12 protein-coding genes are annotated in these 17,887 nt (G+C 47.4%); 8 read left to right on the forward strand and 4 right to left on the reverse strand.

Annotated elements, in window-relative coordinates; all coding sequences use genetic code 11:
* Positions 1-54: 54 nt before the first annotated feature.
* The 4 genes from EMM73_RS02140 to EMM73_RS02155 all read left to right on the forward strand — a co-directional run bounded on the left by EMM73_RS02140 (position 55) and on the right by EMM73_RS02155 (position 5,712).
* Positions 55-894, forward strand: a complete 840-nt coding sequence (locus tag EMM73_RS02140; protein WP_127684813.1) for a DUF5677 domain-containing protein — start codon at positions 55-57, stop codon at positions 892-894.
* 429 nt (positions 895-1,323) lie between these two features.
* Positions 1,324-3,708, forward strand: coding sequence for a TonB-dependent receptor (locus EMM73_RS02145; RefSeq protein WP_127684814.1), 2,385 nt, complete (start codon positions 1,324-1,326; stop codon positions 3,706-3,708).
* 46 nt (positions 3,709-3,754) lie between these two features.
* Positions 3,755-4,456 carry a response regulator transcription factor gene (locus EMM73_RS02150; protein ID WP_127684815.1) on the forward strand — a complete coding sequence of 234 codons (702 nt, stop codon included), beginning with the start codon at positions 3,755-3,757 and terminating at the stop codon, positions 4,454-4,456.
* 2 nt (positions 4,457-4,458) lie between these two features.
* Positions 4,459-5,712 carry a sensor histidine kinase gene (locus EMM73_RS02155; RefSeq protein ID WP_127684816.1) on the forward strand — a complete coding sequence of 418 codons (1,254 nt, stop codon included), beginning with the start codon at positions 4,459-4,461 and terminating at the stop codon, positions 5,710-5,712.
* A 64-nt stretch (positions 5,713-5,776) separates the two neighbouring features.
* Here the strand turns inward: EMM73_RS02155 and EMM73_RS02160 are convergent, their stop codons facing one another.
* Both EMM73_RS02160 and xseA read right to left on the reverse strand, forming a co-directional pair.
* A complete protein-coding gene (locus tag EMM73_RS02160) occupies positions 5,777-6,250 on the reverse strand; it encodes a hypothetical protein (RefSeq protein WP_127684817.1) in 474 nt (157 codons plus the stop codon).
* On the reverse strand, positions 6,250-7,602 hold the full coding sequence (xseA, locus tag EMM73_RS02165) for an exodeoxyribonuclease VII large subunit (RefSeq protein WP_127684818.1): 1,353 nt from the start codon (positions 7,600-7,602) through the stop codon (positions 6,250-6,252). The genes EMM73_RS02160 and xseA overlap by 1 nt, the downstream gene beginning before the upstream one ends.
* Positions 7,603-7,860: 258 nt before the next feature.
* Between xseA and guaB the strand changes: the two genes are divergently transcribed.
* Together guaB and guaA are read left to right on the forward strand one after the other, a co-directional pair.
* The gene (guaB, locus tag EMM73_RS02170; protein ID WP_127684819.1) at positions 7,861-9,330 is read left to right on the forward strand and encodes an IMP dehydrogenase; all 1,470 of its coding nucleotides are present in this window, start codon (positions 7,861-7,863) and stop codon (positions 9,328-9,330) included.
* Positions 9,331-9,404: 74 nt separating this feature from the next.
* The gene (gene guaA, locus EMM73_RS02175; RefSeq protein ID WP_127684820.1) at positions 9,405-10,982 is read left to right on the forward strand and encodes a glutamine-hydrolyzing GMP synthase; all 1,578 of its coding nucleotides are present in this window, start codon (positions 9,405-9,407) and stop codon (positions 10,980-10,982) included.
* Between the two features lie 100 nt (positions 10,983-11,082).
* Here guaA and EMM73_RS02180 read toward each other — a convergent pair whose 3' ends face one another.
* Positions 11,083-11,301: a hypothetical protein gene (locus EMM73_RS02180; RefSeq protein ID WP_127684821.1), complete on the reverse strand. Its 219-nt coding sequence runs from the start codon at positions 11,299-11,301 to the stop codon at positions 11,083-11,085.
* A gap of 211 nt (positions 11,302-11,512) precedes the next feature.
* On the opposite strand from EMM73_RS02180, the gene tadA reads away from it, so the two are divergent.
* Positions 11,513-12,034, forward strand: a complete 522-nt coding sequence (gene tadA / locus EMM73_RS02185; RefSeq protein WP_127684822.1) for a tRNA adenosine(34) deaminase TadA — start codon at positions 11,513-11,515, stop codon at positions 12,032-12,034.
* Positions 12,035-12,266: 232 nt separating this feature from the next.
* Here the strand turns inward: tadA and mltF are convergent, their stop codons facing one another.
* Entirely contained in the window at positions 12,267-13,700 is a 1,434-nt protein-coding gene (gene mltF, locus EMM73_RS02190) for a membrane-bound lytic murein transglycosylase MltF (RefSeq protein WP_127684823.1), read from the reverse strand.
* A gap of 151 nt (positions 13,701-13,851) precedes the next feature.
* On the opposite strand from mltF, the gene purL reads away from it, so the two are divergent.
* On the forward strand, positions 13,852-17,745 hold the full coding sequence (purL, locus tag EMM73_RS02195) for a phosphoribosylformylglycinamidine synthase (protein WP_127684824.1): 3,894 nt from the start codon (positions 13,852-13,854) through the stop codon (positions 17,743-17,745).
* Positions 17,746-17,887: the final 142 nt, after the last annotated feature.

Genomic DNA, 17,887 nt, shown 5'->3' on the forward strand with positions numbered 1-17,887 from the left:
CACTAATTTTAGCCAAGCTTTATTGGCCCGTTATATGTTTATGAGGTAGTTACGTTGGAAGATGAGCCTGTTTGCTACACAATGGATGATTTTCATGTTGCTATGAGTGCATTTGATAAAGCTGTCTGTGAAGCTTGTGCCGTCAGTAACTTTACGGGGAGCCGGTATGCTCCTTACAAAGGTTATTCCTCTCATATCTTTACAAGAATGTGCATCCATTCTGTAGGGCTTATATCGGCATTGCCGAAAACTCGTTGGGCGAAAAGAGATTACGAGAGCTGGGATTTTAGTCTTATCGCTCCTCATGTTCGTGCATTGATGGAGGGGTATCTTCTGTTCTTCTATTTATCTGAAATGCCAATTAGTGAAGATGAATGGTACGTAAAACTAAATGTTATGCACCTCAATGACTGTACTCGTCGGATAAGGCTTCACCAAAATATTAGATGTGCCGAAGATGAAGCAAGTTTTCGAGAGCAGCAAGTCGAACTGCAGAAGCGCCTACAGAGTGCTGAGTTCTTTAATGAACTTCCATCAAAGCTGCAAAAGCTATTGTTGACTGGAAAAGCTCTAATGATCCCATCCCGAGAAGACCTCCTTAAGAAATTAGATGTCGATATTGGTGATTTCAATGCGTTTTATGACTTAGTTTCAAACTACACGCATATATTGCCGATTTCTTACTATCGTAATGAAGCCAACGGCCGTGGTTCTGGCGTTCAAAATCGAACAGATTTGTCTTATATAGTTCATTCCTTGCTTAAGGCTACTAATTGGTTAAGTGTGTCCACAGAAAGAATGGTGGAATTATTCCCGGATGCAGCCAAAGTTAGAAAAGGAAAAAAATCAAAGTTCACATTGGGTCCAAAGGAAAACACGAAGAACCAAAAGTAAACACATAACAAACGCGAGAATTATAAATCTTGCAAGCTCACCCCCTATTCCGCAGGCGTTATTTCCGCATTTCGCTCCTAGCTGCCAATCAGAAAAGCCCATACCAACTACTGGTATGGGCCGGGCTTTATACTCACTTCGGGGCCAGCTAAAGCTTATTTGTTGTGTTGTACTGCTGCTGCGCAGCGAGTACAACCTACAGTGCCAAAAAACATCCCACAAGACACTGAAACTCGTATTCCATCCGGGGTGTTTCATGCGCATTCAATATCCTGCCTCTAATGTAACTTTCATAGTTTGGCGACTTTTTAGTCACATTGGCTCTGCTAGCCTCCATGCGTTTCTTCAAATAAATACGGTCGATTTTTGGAGGTTAGCGAGATGAGTAGACAACAGGTATCGTGGTTAACTCTTAGAGGGATGACATTTATGATCAAGCAATTCAGACAAATATCGTGCTTGACTCCGTGGGCGCTGCTGATGGGCTTGCCACTTTTTACCCATGCAGCAGAGGCGCCTGGTGCGCTGACTTTTATTGTTAAAAATGAGAATACTGACCGGCCACTGTCAAAGGTGCAGATCACTATTAAGCAACGGGAAAGCTCTGCCACACAAACGTTAGAAACTGACGAACAAGGTCGCATCCTTGTTGAGCAGCTTGAGCCAGGCCTGTACTCGGTGGACGTTGCCAAAATCGGCTTTGCTTCATTGAATGCGCCCAGTGTGCGGGTGGTGACGCGCAAAACTATCAAAATAGAATTCGAACTTAAAGAGCACTCCATTGAGGTCGTTGAGGTTCGGGGGCGACAATCTGATGTTTTTGCATCAGGCTCCAGCACTTATCTCGACAGAGAAGCCCTGGCAAGCGCTGTAGGCGGAGGTGCAGATCCGCTGCTGTCGTTAGACGGATTGCCAGGCCTGGCGTCCGCCAGTGAATTCGCCAGCTTTAGTGTACGTGGCCGTGGCCCAAGAGATAATTTGTTATTCGTTGATGATTTTCCCTTTGATAAAGCGGTGCACTTTGATGCCACTTTGGGTGAAGAGGAAGATGTCGGTGGTGGTGGTCGTTTCTCGATTTTCGCACCGAACGTGATCGGCGGTGCAGAGTTCTCGCCTGGTGGTTGGGGGCCTGCTTATGGTGGCCGGGCAGCATCGCTACTCAAACTGGACGTTGCCGATGGCAATCCAAGTCCTTCAGCCAGTTTTCGCTACGACCTGGCAGGTTATGAAGTGGGTTACGATGGCCCTACAGGTATTACGGATGACTCTACAATGCTGTTTTCTGCACGGCGATTGGACTTCGGCGCCTTGTTTGAAACTATCGAAGAGCTGGATATTGGCGAGCCTGTGTTAAGAGATATCATCCTAAAATCGGTTATACCCATCAATCAGAACCATACCTTTGAAATTCTGCTGATGGATACCCACGAAGACTATGTTCGCGACGTCACTCACGTTTTTGCATCGCCCAATTTCGAAGATGCTGCGCTGCAGTCTGCTGAACAAGATAGTGATTTGTATGGTCTGACCTTGCGATCATTGCTAGGTGAAGATTCAGTCTGGACCAATAAAGTTTACTACCGCAAAAGCAACAAGGTAAGCTCAGAGGGCGAAGCCTTTCCTGATCTGGTACCAGCAGGATCGCCTGCGTCTGATTTTCCGGTGCGGGAAGACATTCTTACCATAGCTGAAAAAGAAACGGAGACGGGCTGGCGAAGCGATTTTGAGACAACGAATCAATGGGGTTTATTTAGTGCAGGTAGCCAGATCACGCAAATTGATCTGGACTACAATACGGTCTTAGATGGCGATTGGAACCGCTTTGTGTACGACGACGATGATTTCAGGCCAGACCCACAGCAGCTCTTTATTGTGCTGACTCCAGAGAACATCAATTCTTCAATAAAGCAAAAAGAAACCAGCTATGCTGGCTACGTTAATCAGGTTTTTGAGCTGGGTGATTGGGATTTTGGCACTGGCTTACGGGTGGAGCGGGACGGTTTTGCCGACGAAAGCTTAGTGTCACCTAGGTTCAGCCTTAACTGGCAGCCGGCTGGTAAGGTCAGATATTTTGCGAGTGCAGGACTTTTTCATCAGTCGCCACGGTTTTTATACCTGGCTGCTAACGAGTCAAACGACCTGAAGAACGAAAAAATCAGCCATAGTAGCGTAGGTTTCAAATATTTTCCGAACACCAATTGGTCGGTGTTGACTGAGGCCTATTATCAAAAGCTCGACGACCTGGTGGTCGACCTTGATAGAGCAAGCGGTACCTTTGCCAATATGGGTAACGGCACATCGTACGGCGTCGATATAGTGCTTAACGGAACAATTTTCGAAGGACTTTACGCTAGTGCAACCTATTCCTACAACGATGCCGTAGTGGATCGCAAAGATGGTCGGGGTGACGTAGCCGCCGAATTCAATCGCGACCATGTGGCTACCATTGGCCTGACCTGGGAAATCAATGATCGCTGGAAGGTCGCCGGGCGCTACAAATATCTTTCCGGCAGACCAGACGACAATTTTATTATTCATTCAGACGTGTTGGGCGCCGGTCAACCGTTGCGCTACTCGAAAGAGATCACAGAGCGTAATGTCGGTCGTAAAAGCGGTTCAGGCTTGTTGAACCTTCGTGTGGACTATAGACGCGCATTTGGCCCTATAGATGTCACTGCCTTTCTCGATGTCATCAACGTCACGTCAGCTTCGTCCAGCGATGACAACGAGTTTGACTATCGCAGGGGTGTTGAAGTGAAGGACGATAGCGAAGCCGAGCCACTGATTGGTCTTCGATTTGACTACGCTTGGTAGTGGCGAGGGCTAAGGCTTGATAAGAACGGGTAAGGAGTAACAGCAGATGGTCCAAAAATCGGGTGCAGCGCCAGTACGAGTGTTGATTGTCGAAGATAACCGCGATATATGTGCGAACATTGCCGCCTATCTTGAAAAGCATAGCTATATTCTGGATTTTGCCTACGACGGTATATGCGCGATGCACCTGGCGTTGACGACCCCGTTCGACGTTATTGTATTGGACCTGATGCTGCCCGGTATGGATGGCCTGAGTTTCTGCAAAAAGCTGCGCGCTGATGCCAACATAGATAAACCAGTATTGATGCTGACTGCGCGGGACACGCTGGACGATAAACTGAAGGGCTTTGAGGCGGGAGCCGATGACTACTTGGTCAAGCCATTTGCATTGCAAGAGCTGCACGCACGATTACAGGCACTTTACAAACGCAGTCACGGTAAAACCGACAACCTGCTCACAGTGGGTGAGTTGACTTTGAATAAGTCGACGCTGCAAGTGTATCGCGCCGGGCTGCGAGTCGATCTTAACCCGACCTGCATGAAACTACTGCAACGATTGATGGAAGAGGCGCCTGCTGTGGTGGATCGCGAAGCTCTCGAAACCTTGTTGTGGGCAGACGAGCTGCCTGATGGTGATGCACTTCGCTCGCATATGTACAAGCTGCGCCAGGCGATAGACAGGCCCTTTGATAGCCCGCTTATTCATACTGTGCATCGTATCGGGTACCGACTTGCGGAGGATACTTAGTCATGTATCGCCGTAGTTTACGCCAGCGTGTCGCCTTTGCATTTGCTATCTGTGTTGCTGTGCTCAGCCTGGTCTGGGGCTTTGCTTTTTTTGGTGCGATCAGGTTGAGCGAAGACCGTGTGCTGATGCAACAGCTGGAGGTTGCCGCCAAAAGTTATCCCACAGTAACGATGAACCTTCGCGGCTACGATAACGTTGCCAGCCTGCCGGAATCACTACAGGCTTGGGCTCAGACGAACCCAACGCAAGGATTGTACGAATTTGAGGCAGAAGAGTTGCATGTCGCGGTCGTACCTGTAAGCAGTGAACAGCAGCCTGGCGGCAACGAACAGCAACACGCCTTTGTGGTGTTTGACGTTGCCGGTATTGAGGCTGCGTCATCAGAAGATTGGTGGTTACTGCTGGTGATCACAGCTGTGGTGGGTACGCTTGGTGTGCTTGGTTTTGGGCTGGGCGTTGTGGTGATGCGCAGAGCTGTTGCTCCTGTGGCAGAACTCGCCAAAGCGGTGGCAGACATCGATCTGGAACATCTATCGGCCGAGGATTATAAACGCATAGATTCTGGCCGTTTTGGTGATGACGAGGTTGGCGTGCTCGCTGCGGCCATTGAGAAAACTCTGGAGCGTATCAGCGCTTTTGTGACGCGGGAGCGGGATTTTACCAGTTCAGCCAGCCATGAGTTACGCACTCCCATCACTGTCATCACAGGCGCGCTTGAGCTGCTGGAACAAAGTGAGCTGTCAGCGACCGATGTGCTGGCGCTGGATAGAGTGAGACGTGCGACTCTGGACATGAAAACCACCATTGAAATGTTCTTGTGCCTCGCCCGCGAAACGGATGACGACTTATACCAGGAGCAATTCTTAGTGACGCCGCTGGTGAGGCAGGCGATCGATCTACAGCGCCACTTGCTGAACCGCAACTTGGTTGATGTTGAAATTGACCATATCGAAAACCCTTACGTTCGCGGGCATAAACAGGCTTTTTCTATAGCGGTTAATAATCTAGTGCGAAATGCGTTTGAGCACACGCACACAGGGCAGGGGCCGATCTCGATTCTTATTAAAGAGCGCGAGCTATTGATTACCAATCACCGGAATAGCTATGCTGACGAAGGTTATAGGCTGGCCGTGGAGGCGTCGTCTCACGGCTATGGCCTGGGGCTGGGGATAGTACAAAGGCTGTGTGAACGCAATGGTTGGTCTTTTGTGCTGCAGCTTGATGAGAAGCGAGTAGTCGCTTGTCTTTCGTGGTGACGGCGGCAAAAATTACAAGCACTGAAAGCTCCCCAGCCGTGAGCCTTGGGCGAGTTTTGGTTTTTTATATTTGTGAACGAATGACTTCAGGGTTTGAGTTCAAGTAGTACTGCAGCTGTTTAACCCGCTTGGGCCGCTCAAACAGCTGATACAACTCCAGCCAGTCAGCTAACTGCATCAGCGGTAAATCCTGTTGCCAGCTGGTTTTTTCAGGCAGAAACTCAAACGCTTGCAAGCCGTCGTCTTTGAGCACTTGTATGCCCGCCATCAGTTCGAGCTCAAGGCCATTTTTACGAAACCGAGCAAAGCCCTTGCTGCGATAAATGGGGTGCAGCGATACAGGCACAACCTGAGCATACTGACTCAGCAAGGTTTTAAACTCTTCAAAGCGCTGCAGCGTGCAGACTAAATCCAAATCCCTGGCTTGTGGCTCAATGCCATAACACTGCAATAAAAAGCTGCCGCCTATGGCCCAGTCTGTTGGTCCAAGTAGTTGCACTAATTCTGTGGCTATTTGCCTGATATCAGTATGCTGCATCAGTTTGTTGCATCAGAGTTTGCAGAAACCTGTTCTATACGGGCGATAAAATGCCCCTTCGCCAGCTGAGTTTTTATCTGCTGTCCCACCGCAAGAGATGATGCATCAGTAATCACTTGCTGCTGTTCGTCAAAACTGATGCTGTAACCCCGCTCTAAAGTGGCCAGAGGGCTGACTGTATGCAAACGGCTGCTTTGCAATAACCACTGCTGTTGTTTTTGTTTCAGCAACTGCTGCATGGACTGGTGTAACTGATGGTTGTGCTGACTCAGCTTTTGTTGCTGCTGTTTAATCCGTACCAGTGGCGTCAGTTGTTGCAAGCGATGTTGCAAAAACTGCTGTTGTTGTGCCGCTTTGTCGATACGTCGCAATAAGGCGTTTTGCAACCGCATCTGTAATTCATCCAGGTACTGCTGCTGTTGTTGTAAACGCCGTGCTGGGTCAAGCAAAGTTAATCGGTGCACCAAGGCCGTTAAACGGGGTTGCTGCTGCCGTAAATAGCTTTGCATCGAACGCTGCAGTCGCTGCTCCGCCGATTGCACTAACTGCAGTTGTTGTTGCTGATCCGGTGAGACCAGCTCAGCTGCAGCTGATGGTGTGGCTGCGCGCACGTCAGCAACAAAGTCGGCTATGGTAAAGTCAATTTCATGACCTACAGCGCTGACGGTTGGAATAGGGCAATGTGCTATTAAACGTGCCACCTGTTCATCGTTAAAACACCATAAATCTTCCAGCGAGCCACCACCACGGCCAATCAGTAGCACATCCACTTCATTGCGGGTTATAGCTTTTTGAATGGCGTTATAAATTTGCGCTGGCGCCTGAGTGCCTTGTACTAAACAAGGATAAATGATCACTTCTAAGGCTGGTGCCCGGCGTTTTAGTACTGTAATGATATCGCGAATGGCAGCGCCAGTCGGGGAGGTGACCACTCCTACTTTTTGTACTTTTTTCGGCAGCGGCTTTTTGCGCTCTGGCGCAAGCAAACCTTCAGCGGCCAATGTGGCTTTGATTTGTTCGTATTGTTGCTTCAGTAAACCGTCACCTGCAGGCTCCAGCATATCGGCCAATAACTGATATTCACCACGGGGCTCATACACACTGATACGGGCGCGGATCAGTATTTGCTGACCATTTTTTGGCTGCAGGCTGGCGTATCTGTTGCTTTGTTTAAACATCGCCACCTTCACCTGAGCGGCCTGATCTTTCAACGAAAAGTACCAGTGACCAGAAGAGGCCGCGATAAAATTAGACACTTCACCCACTAACCAAAGCTGACGAAATTGCAGCTCAAGGGTCAGGCGAACTTCAGAGTTTAAGCGGGAGACAGTATAAATATCAGCTTGCGACATAAAGGAATTCCTCAATCCCCTTCTTACTTGAAGCCGCAGCTTTGTTGACTGCATGTTCTCAATATTGGTTTTACATTGAGATGGGCGCGGATAAACCACGCCCCTGCAGGTCTTTGAGCTGCAACTCCAATTACTTTGGGGCTTACTTTGTGGTTAATGTAACACAAAAGCGAAAAACTGATTGTGGCAAAGCGCAAAAGCGGATAAAATTGCGCCGCAACATTCCCCCCTCTTTTTTATAACAGCGAGATTGTTGCAATGCTCAGGATCGTGAAAGAAGCCATTACATTTGACGATGTGTTACTTGTACCGGCACACTCCACTGTGTTACCCCATACCGCAGACTTGCGGACTCAATTGACCAGCAAAATTACGTTAAATATTCCTATGGTATCGGCTTCTATGGACACCGTTACCGAGGCTCGTTTAGCTATTGCTTTAGCACAGGAAGGCGGTTTAGGTTTTATTCACAAGAATATGACCATTGAAGAGCAGGCAGCCAATGTTCGTAAAGTAAAAAAATACGAAAGTGGTGTGGTATCAGACCCTGTCACTGTGCGTCCGGAACAAAGTATCCGTGAAGTGCAGCAACTGGCTGCTCAGCATGGTTTCTCTGGTTTCCCTGTAGTGGATGCTGACAACAATTTGGTTGGCATAGTCACAGGTCGTGACCTGAATGTAGAAACCAATCCACAGCTGGCTATTTCTTCTGTGATGACGCCAAAAGAGCGTTTAGTCACAGTGAACGAAGCTGGCCCACGTGCAGAAGCTTTAGCTTTAATGCACAAACACCGCATTGAAAAAGTATTAGTGGTCGACAATGACTTTAAACTCAAAGGTTTGATCACAGTACAGGATTACAACAAAGCCGCCAGCAAACCAAACGCCTGTAAAGACGAGTTTGGTCGCTTACGTGTCGGCGCTGCTGTGGGTGTAGGCCCTGGCACAGACGAGCGTATTGCTGCTTTAGTTGAAGCTGGTGTGGATATTTTATTAATAGATACCTCACACGGTCACTCTGAAGGCGTGTTAGATCGCGTGCGTCAAACCCGTGCTATGTACCCTGATTTACAAATAGTGGCCGGTAACGTGGCTACAGCTGAAGGTGCAAAAGCCTTAGCTGAAGCAGGTGCCAACGCTGTAAAAGTGGGCATAGGCCCAGGTTCTATTTGTACCACCCGTATTGTCACTGGTTGTGGTGTACCGCAACTTACAGCTATCTCTGATGCTGTAGATGGCGTACAGGGCATGGACGTTTGCATTATCGCTGACGGTGGTATCCGCTTCTCAGGTGATATCGCTAAAGCCTTAGTAGCTGGCGCGCACTGCGTGATGGTAGGTTCAATGTTTGCCGGTACTGAAGAAGCGCCGGGTGATGTTGAGCTGTATCAGGGCCGTTACTACAAATCCTACCGTGGTATGGGTTCATTAGGTGCTATGGCGCAGCGTAATGGCTCATCAGACCGTTACTTCCAGGGCAGCAATAACGCTGAGAAGTTAGTGCCTGAAGGTATTGAAGGTCGCGTAGCCTACAAGGGCCCAATCGGCACTATTATTCACCAGCAAATGGGTGGTCTGCGCTCTTCTATGGGCTTAACAGGTTGCTCTACTATTGCTGAAGTCCGCACTAAGCCGGTCTTCGTCAAAGTAACTTCTGCTGGTATGGGTGAATCGCATGTGCATGATGTGCAAATCACCAAAGAAGCACCAAACTACCGCTTAGGTTAACCGCTTAATCAGAGGCTGGCGAATTGCCAGCCTCTGTGTTTTATCCATTCGACATTTGTTACTACAAGGTGATTATGAGCAAAAACATTCACTTCCATCGAATTCTGATCCTCGACTTCGGTTCGCAATACACTCAGCTGATCGCCCGTCGTGTGCGTGAAATTGGCGTTTACTGTGAGCTGTGGGCATGGGACGTTACTGCTGAACAAATCGCTGAATTTGCTCCAACTGGTATTATTTTATCTGGCGGCCCTGAAAGTGTGACTGAAGCTGGCTCGCCTCGTGCGCCCTCTTATGTATTTGAAGCCGGTGTGCCTGTACTGGGCGTATGCTACGGCATGCAAACCATGGCTGAACAACTGGGCGGTAAAGTGGCCAGTTCCGACCATCGTGAATTTGGTTATGCTCAGGTTGAACTGATTGCCCAAAATGCCATGTTCACCGGTATTGAAGACCACCTGAACGAAAAAGGTCATGGCTTACTGGATGTCTGGATGAGCCATGGTGACAAAGTGGTACAAATCCCAGAAGGTTTTGTTACGACTGCGCAAACACCAACTTGCCCTCATGCTGCTATGGCTGACGAAGCCCGTCAGTTCTATGGTGTACAGTTCCACCCTGAAGTGACTCACACCCGTCAGGGCCTGCGTATGTTAGAGCAGTTTGTGGTCGATATCTGTGGTTGCGAAAAACTCTGGACTCCAGCCACTATTATTGATGACGCTATTGCCAACATCAAAAAGCAGGTGGGTGATGATCAGGTGATTTTAGGTTTATCAGGTGGTGTCGACTCTTCTGTGGTTGCCATGCTGTTGCACCGCGCTATCGGCAAAAACCTGACCTGTGTATTCGTCGATAACGGCTTGTTGCGTTTAAACGAAGCTGCTCAGGTAATGGATATGTTTGGTGATCATTTTGGTCTGAACATTATCCATGTTAAAGCTGAAAACCGTTTCCTCGACGCCTTAAAAGGTGAAGCTGAGCCTGAAGCCAAACGTAAAATTATCGGTCGCGTTTTTGTTGAAGTATTTGACGAAGAGGCGAAAAAACTGACCAATGCCAAGTGGTTAGCTCAGGGCACTATTTACCCTGACGTCATTGAATCTGCCGCTTCTAAAACCGGTAAAGCTCATGTGATTAAGTCGCACCATAATGTTGGCGGTTTACCTGCTGATATGAAAATGGGCTTAGTTGAGCCACTGCGTGAACTCTTCAAAGATGAAGTACGCAAAGTAGGTTTAGCTTTAGGTTTGCCATACGACATGCTGTACCGTCACCCGTTCCCAGGCCCGGGTTTAGGTGTGCGTGTATTAGGTGAAGTGAAAAAAGAATACTGTGATTTATTACGCAAAGCTGATGCGATTTTTATCGAAGAGCTGCGTAATTCTGGCTGGTACGACAAAGTTAGCCAGGCCTTTACTGTATTCCTGCCAGTGAAATCTGTTGGTGTGATGGGAGATGGTCGTAAATACGACTGGGTCGTTTCTATCCGTGCAGTTGAGACTATCGACTTTATGACGGCGCACTGGGCACATTTGCCGTACGAGCTGTTAGGTCAGATCTCGAACCGCATTATCAATGAAGTGAATGGTATTTCCCGGGTGGTGTACGACATTTCCGGTAAGCCACCAGCAACTATTGAGTGGGAATAGTTTATCCTTCGTGTAGGATTCTAGACGGGTGGGGGCAAGCCCCACCCCTACATGACTTTGGATATTCCAAGGGGCAGATTTAATCTGCCCCTTGCGCTTTTTACAGCTTATTAATTTCGTGTTTTAGCTGATAGGACTTATCTGTGACTATCGCCTCTAAAGTCGCCACCCGTTGTTTTAACTGCTCTATTTGCTGTTTAATTTCGTCACTCGACTGGCCAGCACTTTTCATTTTGATTTGTGTTTTAGTGTAGTTTTCATAAAAAGCATAACCAAAAGCGCCAACAACAGCGACAAAACCTATTTCAAATGGTCCCATGATATTCCTTCCCTAAATTTGTAAAAATTGAACTGATAAATGAGCGTATAACAAACAGCAAGTGTTATACCATAGTTAATATCTTGTTTTTATTCAAATGCTTAGCTTATTTTTATAGATTAATCATTAAGTAAACTCACTAAAATATAGTCAAAAACTTAACTGAAGCTGGTAAAATTAGCTAGATCCAGCAGTAACACAAGAGGCAGAAGTGACAGCAGAACATGATTTATACTGGATGCAGTATGCTTTGCAGCTGGCCGATAAGGCTGAGCAAAGTGGTGAGATTCCGGTAGGTGCTGTGCTGGTGAAAGACGGTGTGGTGCTGGGGGAGGGTTGGAATCAATCGATTCAGTTAAACGACCCATCAGCTCATGCTGAGATGATAGCTATTCGACAAGCGGCAGAAAAAATTGGCAATTACCGCCTGGTGGATTGCACCTTGTATGTCACTCTGGAACCTTGTGCTATGTGCGCTGGGCTTTTGGTGCACAGCAGAGTAAAACGTTTGGTGTTTGGCGCAAAAGACGCCAAAACAGGAGCTGCAGGTTCAGTGTTTGATGTCGTGCGTCATCCAGTATTAAACCATCAGCTTGATGTATCGGATGGTCTTTTGATGCAGCAATGTGCTGATAAACTTTCTGAATTTTTCCGCCGTCGCAGGGCAGAAAAGAAATCTTTAAAACAGTTAGAAAAACAAAGGCTTAGCGCTGATTTTCCTATCAAGAAATAACTTCAGTGGCGCTGGCTAAATCCTCAATAGATTGAAAGGAGCGACGGCGTCTGTTCAATTTTAGCATCGTCATATTGCGGCTCACCCGCCTTCTACTGGATGCAACATCCATTAATCGACGTTTGCGCAACATTGTGGGTTTTTTACGTTTTAACATTCAATGACTCCAAATTAGTGCTGCTACTATAAAAGCTTAAGATTGCAGTTACAATAATTAGACTAATAAGGAATCTTATAAATTCCCTGACTTTTCTGTTGAATTTAATGCTTTATCACCAAATTGCTCATTAAGTCGCTGTTTTTGCTGATCTAACCTTTGTTCAGTTTTTTTCTTTTCATCAACCCATAACAGCGTATCGTAGAAGCGGCGCACATTTTCCACGTAATAGACGGCTTGAGCGCCCCGGGCATAGCCAAGCTTGGTGTTTTGATAATAGCGTTTTTGTTGCAATAAAGGCAGGCGTTGTTTTACTTCATGCCATTGATCCGGATTCGCGCCATCACGCTCTGTTAGTATACGCGCGCTTTCAACATGGCCCCAGCCAATATTATAGGCGGCAATGGCAAACCAAAGCCGGTCTGGCATCTGAATGCGTTCAGGTATTCGTTCAACCATTCGTTGCAGATACTTCGCACCTCCCCTGATACTTTGCGCCGGGTCCAGGCGACTATTTACGCCCATCATTTGCGCTGTACTGACAGTGAGCATCATTAAACCTACTACACCTGTGGAGCTCCGGGCATCAGGCTGCCAGTTTGACTCCTGATAACCTATAGCCGCCAATAAACGCCAGTCGAAATTACCGGCATATTTTTCGAATAATGGCTGATAACGGGGTAAATCTTTCTCAATAGCTTTGATGTAGTCCAGAGTCGCTATGTAATCAAAACGGCGGATATGACCGAAGTATTTATCTTCTAAGCTGAGTAAATCGCCTGACTGATAATTTTGACCAAAAAATTCAATAAGCACAGCCCAAAATGAGTCATCTGCCTTTTTACTCATCAACCAGGCCACAGGTTGTTGCTCTTTTACTTTAAAGGCAACCGTCAGATTTGGGAAAAACCGCTGGTTCACCGCCAATAGGTTAGAGTCGACCAGAGTGTAAGGAATTTTGCCATCCTCAACTTGTTGCAGCAGTTCGTCCGCATCCTCTGATTCGCTTTCCTGCCATTGCAATTGTGGATGGTCTTTTTGAATTTCTTTTAATGTGTCAGCCAGTGAGCTGTCTTTAGGTACCAGTACAGGTTGTTGAATATCGTTAAAACTTGCTGGCTTATTCTGGCCTTTGCGATACACCAATACTTCATTACGCCATAAATAAGCAGGAGCAATTCGGTACTTTTGTTTGCGGCTCTCCGTAACTGCTAACCCACCCGCTATGAAATCAACCTGACCAGAATCGAGTTTATACAAAAGTTCTTCACGTTGATAGCTTGGATACAGCTGAAGTTCAACGCCTAATCTTTCTGCCAAAGCCACTGATAGTTCATAGTCATAACCTGTTGGTCCATCAGCTCCTATATAGTAACTCGTTGGGCTGTTTAAAATGCCAACGCGAATGCTATCTCTTTGATATATTTCATGAAGCTGAATAGGCTCCTGTACTGGAGTACAAGAAACTATTGCTGCCAGCACCACTCCTAAAATACCAAATCGAATCATCCGGTTATGCCTTTGCTTTAAACCTTCGCCATTTATACCAAAATTCCTGTTGGCCGTCAGATCTTATTCATACCATTGGCGGCGTTTTTTCTTTATAATGCGGCGCCTGATTTTGGGTTCCATTGTCGCTCAACCAACGGAAAAAAAACCTATGTTGATCCTGCGTGGTGCACCTGCACTGTCCGAGTTTAGAGTTCAGAAGTTCATCGATCTTTGTGTTAAAGCCAATTTGCCTGTTCGTGGGGTTTATACCGAATTTATGCATTTCGCTGATTTAAGCAGCGAACTGTCGGCTGAACAACAGACAACCTTAAGCAAGTTACTGACTTACGGACCTACTATCGTCAGCCACACACCAGAAGGTTTGTTGCTGCTGGTGACACCACGTCCTGGCACTATTTCTCCATGGTCTTCCAAAGCGACTGATATAGCTCATAACTGTGGTCTGAGTCAGGTGAAACGCTTAGAGCGTGGTGTGGCTTATTATGTTCAGACCAGCGCGACTTTAACTGAAGCTCAACTGCAGCAGTTAAAAGGCTTAGTGCACGACCGCATGATGGAAGTGGTGTTTAGCGAGTTTGAACAAGCTTCCGCTTTATTCCATAAAGCTGAACCAGCGCCTTTAAGTTCAGTGGATATTATCTCAGGTGGCCGCGAGGCCTTAGTGAAAGCCAATATCGATATGGGCCTGGCTTTAGCCGACGATGAAATCGATTATCTGGTGACGAATTTTAATCAGTTGGGCCGTAACCCAAATGATATTGAACTCTATATGTTTGCACAGGCCAACTCTGAGCACTGCCGTCATAAGATTTTTAACGCCGACTGGACTATAGATGGCGAACAACAGCCGAAGTCGCTGTTTAAAATGATTAAAAATACCTTTGAAAAAACACCGGAACATGTGTTGTCAGCCTATAAAGACAACGCCGCTGTCATGACAGGCTCAAAAGCCGGTCGTTTTTTCCCGTCTGCTGACACTCAGGAATATGGCTACAGCCATGAAGATATTCATGTGTTGATGAAAGTGGAAACTCACAATCACCCAACAGCTATTTCTCCGTTCCCTGGCGCAGCGACTGGTTCTGGTGGTGAAATCCGTGACGAAGGCGCCACTGGTGTAGGTGCTAAACCAAAAGCCGGTTTGTCTGGTTTTTCTGTATCCAACTTACGGATCCCTGGTTTTGAACAGCCGTGGGAAACCGATTTTGGTAAGCCAGACCGTATAGTCACAGCTTTAGACATCATGACGGATGGCCCTTTAGGTGGCGCTGCTTTTAATAACGAATTTGGTCGTCCGAATATTCTGGGTTACTTCCGTACTTACGAAGAAAAAGTACCAAGTCACAATGGCGAAGAAATTCGTGGTTACCACAAGCCTATTATGATTGCCGGTGGTTTAGGTAATATCCGTGCAGAGCACGTGCAAAAAGGTGTGTTACCTGTTGGCGCCAAGTTAGTGGTGCTGGGTGGTCCGGCCATGAATATTGGTTTAGGTGGTGGTGCTGCTTCTTCTATGGCTTCAGGCCAGTCGGCTGAAGATTTAGATTTTGCTTCTGTACAACGTGAAAACCCAGAAATTGAACGCCGTTGTCAGGAAGTGATCGACCGCTGCTGGCAGCTGGGCGATAAAAACCCTATTTGTTTTATCCATGACGTAGGCGCTGGTGGTTTATCCAACGCTTTCCCTGAGCTGGTGAATGACGGTGGTGTTGGCGGTAAGTTCGAATTACGCAACGTGCCCAACGACGAACCTGGCATGTCACCACTGGAAATCTGGTGTAACGAATCGCAAGAACGTTATGTGATGGCCATTCCTGCCGATCAAATGCCAGTGTTTGAGGAAATTTGTAAACGTGAGCGCGCGCCATACGCTGTAGTAGGCGAAGCGACAGCTGAACACCACCTGACCTTGTCAGATAAGCACTTTGGCAATACACCTATTGATTTACCACTGAACGTACTGCTGGGCAAAGCGCCTAAAATGCACCGTGATGTGAAAACTCAAGTGACAGAAGGCAAAGCCTTAGATCTGAACGGCGTGACAGTAGCTGATGCCGCTGAGCGTTTATTGCGTTTACCTACTATTGCTGAAAAAACCTTCCTGATCACCATAGGTGACCGGACAGTCACAGGCTTAGTGGCACGTGATCAGATGGTAGGTCCATGGCAGGTGCCGGTAGCGAACTGTGGTGTGACTGCGGCTTCGTACGACACTTACCATGGTGAAGCCATGTCTATGGGCGAACGTACGCCAGTCGCTTTATTAGACTTTGCTGCTTCTGCCCGTTTAGCTGTCGCTGAATCTATTACTAACATTGCGGCCACTCAGATTGGTGATATTAAACATATCAAACTGTCGGCGAACTGGATGTCTGCTGCAGGTCACCCTGGTGAAGACGCTGGTTTGTATCAGGCGGTTAAAGCCATAGGTGAAGAGTTATGTCCTGCTATGGGGTTAACTATCCCTGTAGGTAAAGATTCGATGTCGATGAAAACTAGCTGGCAACAGGATGGTGAGCAGAAGACAGTGACCTCACCTTTATCTTTGATTATCACAGCCTTCGCTCGTGTTGAAGATGTACGTCGTACTGTGACACCACAGCTGCGCACGGACAAAGGTGCAAGCAGCTTGATCCTGTTGGATTTAGGCCAAGGCGCCAACCGTTTAGGCGCTTCTTGTTTAGCTCAGGTCTATAAGCAGTTAGGTCAAACAGCGCCGGATCTGGAAAGCCCTGAATTACTGATGAACTTCTATCAGGCAGTACAGGCTTTAGTGGCTCAGCAGAAATTACTGGCCTACCACGACAGGTCTGACGGTGGTTTGTTTGTCACGCTGGCTGAAATGGCTTTTGCCGGTAAAGCTGGTGTCAAAGTGGATATCCAGACTTTAGGCACAGACAATTTAGCCGTGCTGTTCAGCGAAGAGTTAGGTGCTGTCATTCAAGTAGCAAACAGCGACTTGCCTGTAGTGCAGGCGATTTTAGCTCAGCATAATTTATCTGCAGTGTCGCATTTGTTAGGTGAAGTCACTACGGACGATCAAATTCAGGTAAGCCGTGGTGAGCAGTTGGTGTATAGCAACAGCCGCACTACCTTGCGTACTGTCTGGGCCGAAACTACTTACCAGATGCAACTAATGCGTGATAACCCTGAAGGTGCCCGTCAGGAGTTCGTTGCTAAAGCTGATGTCACAGATCCAGGCTTAAATGCAAAATTAAGCTTTGACCTGAATGAAGATGTGGCAGCCCCTTATATCCTCAAAGGCTTACAGCCTAAAGTAGCTATTCTGCGTGAGCAGGGCGTGAACTCTCATGTTGAAATGGCAGCGGCCTACAACAGAGCCGGCTTTAATGCGGTTGACGTGCATATGAGCGACATTTTGTCAGGTCGCCGTTCATTGGCTGAGTTTAACGGCTTAGTGGCTTGTGGTGGCTTCTCGTACGGTGACGTATTGGGGGCTGGCGAAGGCTGGGCTAAGTCAGTGCTGTTTAACGACAAAGCCCGTGCTGAATTCGCAGCGTTTTTTGAACGTGAAACTACCTTCAGCTTAGGTGTCTGTAATGGTTGTCAGATGATGTCGAATCTGAAGAGCCTGATCCCTGGTGCAGATTTATGGCCTCGTTTTGTCCGTAATAAATCAGAGCGTTTTGAAGCCCGTTTCAGTCTGGTCGAAGTGCAGGAAAGTGCCTCTTTATTCTTTAAAGGCATGGCCGGTTCCCGTATGCCTATCGCCGTATCCCACGGTGAAGGTCATGCCGAGTTTGCATCGCAAACAGCACTGCACGCTGCGGATCAAAGTGGCACAGTGGCGTTACGTTTTGTCGATAACTACGGTAATGTAACCACTCAATACCCGTCGAATCCAAACGGTTCGCCGTTGGGTATTACCTCGTTAACTACGACGGATGGCCGTGTCACTATTATGATGCCTCACCCTGAGCGGGTATTCCGCACTGTGGCAAACAGTTGGCATCCGGATGAATGGCAGGAAGACAGCCCGTGGATGCGGATGTTCCGCAACGCACGAGTCTGGTTAGGCTAAATGACTTAAATTTAGATATGTTGTTGATTTAATTTATTAAAAAACGAAATCCGACATTGATTAGGTCGACATCAAGCCAACATGAAAAAACCTGCTTCGGCAGGTTTTTTGTTTTCGGCCCTAAACCACCTACTTCAGTAGG

The sequence above is a fragment of the Rheinheimera sediminis genome, from assembly GCF_004005375.1.
Taxonomy (GTDB): Bacteria; Pseudomonadota; Gammaproteobacteria; order Enterobacterales; family Alteromonadaceae; genus Pararheinheimera.

Bases quoted from the DNA above. Each gene is read 5' to 3' on its own strand.
- EMM73_RS02155 (WP_127684816.1), top strand. From the start codon at position 4,459: ATGTATCGCCGTAGTTTACGCCAGCGTGTCGCCTTTGCATTTGCTATC.
- guaA (WP_127684820.1), top strand. From the start codon at position 9,405: ATGAGCAAAAACATTCACTTCCATCGAATTCTGATCCTCGACTTCGGT.
- EMM73_RS02180 (WP_127684821.1), bottom strand. From the start codon at position 11,301: ATGGGACCATTTGAAATAGGTTTTGTCGCTGTTGTTGGCGCTTTTGGT.
- purL (WP_127684824.1), top strand. From the start codon at position 13,852: ATGTTGATCCTGCGTGGTGCACCTGCACTGTCCGAGTTTAGAGTTCAG.
- EMM73_RS02145 (WP_127684814.1), top strand. From the start codon at position 1,324: ATGATCAAGCAATTCAGACAAATATCGTGCTTGACTCCGTGGGCGCTG.
- xseA (WP_127684818.1), bottom strand. From the start codon at position 7,602: ATGTCGCAAGCTGATATTTATACTGTCTCCCGCTTAAACTCTGAAGTT.
- EMM73_RS02150 (WP_127684815.1), top strand. From the start codon at position 3,755: ATGGTCCAAAAATCGGGTGCAGCGCCAGTACGAGTGTTGATTGTCGAA.
- mltF (WP_127684823.1), bottom strand. From the start codon at position 13,700: ATGATTCGATTTGGTATTTTAGGAGTGGTGCTGGCAGCAATAGTTTCT.
- guaB (WP_127684819.1), top strand. From the start codon at position 7,861: ATGCTCAGGATCGTGAAAGAAGCCATTACATTTGACGATGTGTTACTT.
- EMM73_RS02160 (WP_127684817.1), bottom strand. From the start codon at position 6,250: ATGCAGCATACTGATATCAGGCAAATAGCCACAGAATTAGTGCAACTA.